The sequence below is a fragment of the Streptomyces sp. SID14478 genome (assembly GCF_010548525.1).
Taxonomy (GTDB): domain Bacteria; phylum Actinomycetota; class Actinomycetes; order Streptomycetales; family Streptomycetaceae; genus Streptomyces.
Genome location: NZ_JAAGMG010000481.1, coordinates 1 through 6,146 on the forward strand (window position 1 = coordinate 1; position 6,146 = coordinate 6,146).

6 protein-coding genes are annotated in these 6,146 nt (G+C 71.3%); 1 reads left to right on the plus strand and 5 read right to left on the minus strand.

Annotated features, from left to right (window positions below; translation table 11 throughout):
* Nucleotides 1-151 precede the first annotated feature (151 nt).
* The 5 genes from G3I40_RS15980 to G3I40_RS16000 all read right to left on the minus strand — a co-directional run bounded on the left by G3I40_RS15980 (nucleotide 152) and on the right by G3I40_RS16000 (nucleotide 5,474).
* Complete coding sequence (locus G3I40_RS15980; RefSeq protein WP_164302831.1) at nucleotides 152-889, minus strand: DUF1365 domain-containing protein; 738 nt, start codon at nucleotides 887-889, stop codon at nucleotides 152-154.
* The gene (locus G3I40_RS15985) at nucleotides 880-2,199 is read right to left on the minus strand and encodes an FAD-dependent oxidoreductase (protein ID WP_164302832.1); all 1,320 of its coding nucleotides are present in this window, start codon (nucleotides 2,197-2,199) and stop codon (nucleotides 880-882) included. The genes G3I40_RS15980 and G3I40_RS15985 overlap by 10 nt, the downstream gene beginning before the upstream one ends.
* An 85-nt stretch (nucleotides 2,200-2,284) precedes the next feature.
* Complete coding sequence (locus G3I40_RS15990; protein WP_164302833.1) at nucleotides 2,285-2,935, minus strand: fasciclin domain-containing protein; 651 nt, start codon at nucleotides 2,933-2,935, stop codon at nucleotides 2,285-2,287.
* 125 nt (nucleotides 2,936-3,060) lie between these two features.
* Nucleotides 3,061-4,632, minus strand: coding sequence for a PTS ascorbate transporter subunit IIC (locus G3I40_RS15995; RefSeq protein ID WP_164302834.1), 1,572 nt, complete (start codon nucleotides 4,630-4,632; stop codon nucleotides 3,061-3,063).
* 41 nt (nucleotides 4,633-4,673) lie between these two features.
* Entirely contained in the window at nucleotides 4,674-5,474 is an 801-nt protein-coding gene (locus G3I40_RS16000) for a PTS sugar transporter subunit IIA (protein WP_164302835.1), read from the minus strand.
* A 197-nt stretch (nucleotides 5,475-5,671) separates the two neighbouring features.
* On the opposite strand from G3I40_RS16000, the gene G3I40_RS16005 reads away from it, so the two are divergent.
* Nucleotides 5,672-6,146: GNAT family N-acetyltransferase (locus G3I40_RS16005; protein WP_164302836.1), on the plus strand; the 475-nt coding region annotated here is incomplete at its 3' end.

The window sequence follows — 6,146 nt, forward strand, 5'->3', positions numbered from 1 at the left end:
CGCAGCGGCAGCTGGTGCAGCGCGCGGCGGACGACGGCCCCGGCGAGCGCGGTCCGGGCGCGGGAGGCCGTCGGCGGGGTGGCGATGTCGGGCCAGGCCCCGGGGTCCACGGCGGTGTGCGTCGTGGGGGCAATGCGGTCCTCGCCTGTTCTCATGAGTGGTTCTCCGGTGTGCGGTGATCGGGGCGGGGCTGTACGGGCAGGCCCCGCAGGTACAGACGGATGCCGTGCAGCCGGATGGCGGCGGACACGGCGAGGGTGGACCAGGGGCTGCGCAGGGCGAGGCGCAGCAAGGTGGCCGTGCGGGCGTCGTGCCGGCTGCCGCGGACGGTGGCGGTGAAGGGCCTGCCGCCGTCGCGTTCCAGGTGCACGGTCAGGTCGACGCGGTCGCCGGGTGCGGGCAGGCGCATGCGGTAGCGGCCGTCGACGGGGAAGAACGGCGAGACGTAGAACTCCTTGTCGGTCACCGCGACGCCCGAACTGTCGGGCCACAGAAGGTAGGCGTGCCGTCCGCCGTAGGTGTTGTGGACCTCGGCGACGACGCAGTGCGGGGCGCCGTCGGGGGTGTGGCACCAGTAGAGGGTGAGCGGGTTGAACACGTACCCGAAGACGCGGGCGTGGGTGAGCATCACGACCGGCCCGCCCGCCAGGTCGACTCCGTGCGCGGCGAGGAAGGCATCGAGCCCCGCGCGCAGGGAGGACCGGTCCCCGGTGAAGTGGTCCCGCGGGTCGAAGCGCGCCAACGGCCGCAGCAGTACGGGCAGTTCGGGAGGGCGGTCGGGGTCGACGAGCCACATGTACGTGCGGTGGCGCAGCGTGTACCTGCGCGGCGCGGTGCGTATGTGGCTGATCGCGACGCGGTACAGGGCAGGCGTGGTGCTCACAGCCATCGCACTCCCAGTGCCGCGGCGGCGGTCACCCCGGATCGGCAGCCGTCCTCGTGGAACCCCCAGCCGTGGTAGGCGCCGGCGAACGCCGTGACGGCGGTGCCCAGTTCCGGCAGCCGCCGCTGGGCCGCCAGCGACTGCGGTGTGTAGACCGGGTGTTCATAGACCATGCGGGCCAGGACCCGCGCCGGGTCGACGCGGTCCTCGCCGCCGAGCGTCACCACGTACGTCTGCGCGGCGGTCAGCCGCTGGAGCCGGTTCATGTCGTAGCTGACCCGTACCTGCTCGGCGCCCGCCGCGCAGGACGGCATCAGGTAGTTCCACGAGGCGCGGGCCCCCCGCGCGCGTGGCAGCACCGCGGTGTCGGTGTGCAGGAGCGTCGTGTTGCGGCTGTACCGGAAGGCGCCGAGGACCTCCTTCTCCAGCGGTGTGGCGTCGGCCAGCAGCGCCAGGGCCTGGTCCGGGTGCGTGGCGACGACCACGGAGTCGTACGCGCGTGTGGTGCCGTCCGCGGTGACGAGGCTGACGCCGTCCGCGTGCCGCCGCACGGCGCGCACCGGCGCGGCGACGTGCACCTGGTCCAGGCGCCCGGCGATCCGCTCGACGTAGGTGCCCGACCCCGCGGTCACCGTGCGCCAGGTCGGCGATCCGCTCACCGCGAGCATCCCGTGGTGCTCCAGGAACCGGAACAGGTACGCGGCCGGGTACCGCTGCGCCGTCGCCGCGTCGCAGGACCAGACGGCCGAGACGAGCGGCGTCGCGAAGTGCGCGCGGAAGTAGGGCGAGAACCCTTCGCGGTCCAGGAACTCCCCGAGCGTGAGCTCCGGGTCGCCGCCGCGCGCGAGCAGTCGCCGGGCGGCCCGGTGGAAGGCGGGCACCTGGGCGAGCAGGCGCAGGTAGTCCCCGCGCAGTGCGTTGCGGGGCCGCGCGAACAGTCCGGCGGGACCGCGCGCACCGGCGTACTCCAGACCGCACCCCTCGCACCGCACCGACATGCTCATCTCCGACTCCTGCGTGGCGACGCCGAGTTCGGCGAACAGCCGCAGCAGGTGCGGATAGGTGCGGCGGTTGTGCACGATGAAGCCCGAATCGACGCGGTGCCTGGCGCCGTCGGGCGCCGTCAGGTCATGGGTGTGGGCATGCCCGCCGAGCCGGTCGTCGGCCTCGTACAGCGTCACGTCACGGGCCCGGGCGAGCACGTACGCGGCGGTGAGACCGGCCACCCCGCTGCCGATCACGGCGGTCCGCCGCCTGCTCCCGCTGCCCGCCGACCCGTCGGGTTCCCCCGGAACGTCGCCTTGCGCCCTCGACATCGCCTCTCCCTTCCCGGCCCCGGATGCGGCCTCACCGGTAATCCGGAGCCGGCCGGGGCGCGGATTGGGACGGGCGGTGCGTCGGTCAGTTCTTCGGCATCAGGACGGTGTCGATGATGTGGACGTTGGCATTGGCGGTCTTGACGTTGCCGCAGACCACGTTGGCCGAGTCGTTGACCTTGTAGGACTCGCCGGAGCCGGAGGTCGTCAGCTTCGACTTCTCCAGCGTGTCGTAGGAGCCGTTCTCCAGGTCCTTCGGGGCGAGCTTCTGACCGACCACGTGGTAGGTCAGGATCTTGGTCAGCTGCGCCTTGTCGTTGAGGACCTTGTCCAGGTCGGCCTTGGGGATCTTGGCGAAGGCGTCGTTGGTGGGCGCGAAGACGGTGATGTTCTTCGCGTTGTTCAGCGTGTCCACCAGACCGGCCTTCTTCACGGCCGTGACCAGGGTGGACAGCGCCGGGTTGTGCGAGGCGGCGGTGGCGACCGGGTCCTGGGCCATCCCGTCGAACGAACCCGCGCCGTCCTTGGGCACGGACGCACAGGCGGGCCCGAACGGCTTGCTCATCGTGCCCATGGCGCCCGAAGGGCTGTCCATGTCGGACCCCTTCGGGGCGGCGGTCGAGGAGCTGTCGGACGCCTTGTCCTTGGAGTCGCTGTCGGAGCACCCGGCCAGGGCCAACGGCAGCATGGCGGCGGCAGCGACGACAACGGCGACACGGTGGACTCGAGTCTGCATGACAATCCCTCAGCGATCCGGTGCGTGAGGGCCAGGTGCCCTCATCGCCGGTAATCCGGCACGGCCCGCCTCGCGGATTGGTCCCTCACGGGTCCCCCGCACGAAAGAGGGACCCGAGGGGGTGTTCAGTCCTCCGGCGGCGGCGGCACCGGCGCCCCGGCCGGCGGCGTGATCTTCGCGTACGTACGGGAGACCGTGGTCTCCCCGGGGGCACCGGAGTCGTGCTGCTCGGGGCGGTCCTCCGGCGGCAGCAGCGCCGCCCGCTTCGCGCCCGGGTCCCAGCCGGTGTCCACGACGCGCTTCTGCCAGACGATCGCGCCGCCCAGGATGACGAGTCCGACCAGCAGCATCAGGATGATGCCGGCCACCTCGCCCGCCTTGGCGACGTTGCCGAGGATGAGGCCGAGCCAGCCGAAGTCCGCGTCGCCGAACGTGGTGTTGGCCGAGCCGAAGGAGCCGAGGACGCCGAGCAGGAAGGCGGGCAGGAAGGTGATCAGCACGCCGTTCAGGAAGGCCCCGATCGCGGCCCCGCGCCGCCCGCCGGTCGCGTTGCCGAAGACGCCGGCCGCGCCGCCGGTGAAGAAGTGCGGGACGAGTCCGGGCAGTACGAGGGCCGTGCCGAAGGCGGGGTTGAACACCCCGGCGAGCAGTCCCAGGCTCACGAGGCCGCCGACGAAGGAGCAGATGAAGCCGACGAGCACCGCGTTCTGCGCGTACGGGAAGACGATCGGCGCGTCCAGCGCGGGGATCGCGCCGGGCACGACCTTCTGTGCGATGCCCTGGAAGGCGGGGACGAGTTCACCGAGGATCGTGCGCACCCCGAAGAGGATCACGGCGACGGCGATGCCGAACTGCAGGCCCTGTCCGAGCGAGGCCATCAGATAGTTGCCGACGCCCGTGGACCCGGCGCCACCGCCCGTCGCGAACGCCTTGAACGCCTCCGTCCTGCCGGCCTTCACGAGGAAGACGATGGCCATGATCATGTAGATGAGGACCATCGACAGGGCGGTGGCGACCATCGAGTCGCGCAGGAAACGCAGCCCCTCGGGCAGGTTCATCTCCTCGGTGGAGCGGCTCTTCTTGCCGACGACCTGGCCGGTCGCGCCGGACACGATGTACCCGGCTGTTCCGAAGTGCCCCACGGCGACGGTGTTGTTGCCGGTGACGCGCTTGGTCCAGGGGTGCGCGAACGCGAGCATCGCGACGAGCATGATGCCGAGCAGCACCGCACCGACCACGACGACGACCCACGAGTCCTGTCCGGCCGAGGCCATCACCATGGTCAACAGCGTGGCCATGAACAACATGTGATGCCCCGTCAGGAACACGTAGGACAACGGGGTGAAACGGGCGAGGAGCAGACTGATCAGGAAGCCGAGAATCATCAGCCAGGCGACGCGCGAGCCGTACTCGGCCTGCGCGATGCCGACGATGGCCTCGTTGGTGGGGATCACGCCGTGCGAACCGGTCGAGCCGGTGATCATCGTGCCGAGCGGTTCGAGGGAGGCGGTGACGAGGGTCGCGCCGGCCCCGATGAGGAGGAAGCCGAGGGTCGCCTTGATGGCGCCGCCGATGATCTGGCCGGTGGACTTCTTCAGGGCGATGAGGCCGACGGCAGTGATGATGCCGATGAGGTAGGCGGGGACGCTGAGGATTTCGTTGACGATGAATTTCGCGATGTCCACGAGGACGTTCATGGGGACTCCGGGCGGTAGAGCGGCGGCGGGTCGGGCGCGGGTCAGACGTCGTAGAGGTCGCGCAGCGCGGAGTCGACCTCCTTGGTGCTGGTGAAGTCCTCGATCACCCGCACCGGGATGCCCACGTCGCCCAGCGTCCTGGCGATCTCGCGCGACGTCATGATGGCGACGGCCTCGGAGGCCTTGCCCTTCGCGGAGATGGTGTCGGTGGCCTCGGTGGTGATGAAGCGGCCCCACTTCCACCGGTCGAGCACCTTGTCGAGCGTCGACTTGAGGAACAGGCTCGTGCCGACGCCGTTGCCGCACACGGTCAGGATCTTGTGCATTCCGTGCTTGGCGGAGCCTCCACCGCCCGGGGAGCCCTCGCTCCTGGGTGCCGCGGCCTGCTCGGCCGTGTCTCCGGCGAGGATCCGGTGGACCGCCTGCGGGGTGGGCGCCCGGTCCAGGGCGGCCGAGGTGTCACCGTCGGCGAGCAGCCTCGCGAGCGCGCCCATGGCCTGGGTGTGGGCGCCGGAGTCGGTCGCCGCGAGCGCGACGACGAGGTGGACCGGATCGTTCGTCTCGTGGCCGAAGTTCACCGGGGTCGCCAGCCGCACCCACGACATCCCGGTCCGCTGCACGGCGGGCGAGGGCCTGGCGTGTGCGAAAGCGAAACCGGGTGCGATGACGATGTAGGGCCCGTTCTCCTCGACGTTGCGGGTCATCTCCTGGGTGTACGCGTCCGTGCTCACCCCGCCCGCCACCAGCAGGTCACCGGCCGCGCGCACCGCGCCCTGCCAGTCCGGCGCCGCCACGTCGAGCCGGATGGCCTCGACGGGAATCAGATCGCTGAGTTCACTCATGCGAGCCATGGGATCGATCCGCGCCGCTCATGGCGAACACCGCACCTATTTTTGAGCGAATCTTTGCCGAGGTGGGCCCCGCTCGGGCGAGCGAGGCGCCGGGACGACGAGCCCGCCCCGACGCCGACCGGCGCGACCCGGACCGGGGGCGGCTCGATAGACTCGCCGGCATCCACGACGAGCGGCGGCAAGCGGCAATGAAGATACGTTCCACCAGTGATGAGGACCTCGACGTCTTCGTCGACACGGCCCACGCCGCGTTCGGCCTCTTTCCGGAAACCCCGGTCGACGGCGGCGGCCTGTGGTGGTCGGCGCTCGAGATGGACCGCGGTCTGCTCGCCCTGGACGCCGACGGGCGGCCCGTCGGCACCGCCGCCGCGTACTCCTTCGAACTGACCCTGCCCGGCGGCGTTCCCGTCCCGGCCGCCGGGGTGAGCGCGGTCGGCGTCCTGCCCTCGCACCGGCGCCGGGGCGTGCTCGGCGAGTTGATGCGGCGTCAGCTCGCCGACGTACGGGCCCGAGGGGAGTTCCTGGCCGTGCTGCTGGCCTCCGAGGCGCCGATCTACGGCAGGTTCGGCTACGGCCCGGCGACCGGCACGGCGCGACTGACGGTGCCGCGGCACAAGGCCGCTCTCACCGTCCCCCGGGCGCACCGGAGCCCCGACGCGCCGG

What these genes read in the sequence shown, in the direction of transcription:
- G3I40_RS15980 (WP_164302831.1), bottom strand. Translation starts at nt 889, where the DNA reads ATGGCTGTGAGCACCACGCCTGCCCTGTACCGCGTCGCGATCAGCCAC.
- G3I40_RS15985 (WP_164302832.1), bottom strand. Translation starts at nt 2,199, where the DNA reads ATGTCGAGGGCGCAAGGCGACGTTCCGGGGGAACCCGACGGGTCGGCG.
- G3I40_RS15990 (WP_164302833.1), bottom strand. Translation starts at nt 2,935, where the DNA reads ATGCAGACTCGAGTCCACCGTGTCGCCGTTGTCGTCGCTGCCGCCGCC.
- G3I40_RS15995 (WP_164302834.1), bottom strand. Translation starts at nt 4,632, where the DNA reads ATGAACGTCCTCGTGGACATCGCGAAATTCATCGTCAACGAAATCCTC.
- G3I40_RS16000 (WP_164302835.1), bottom strand. Translation starts at nt 5,474, where the DNA reads ATGAGTGAACTCAGCGATCTGATTCCCGTCGAGGCCATCCGGCTCGAC.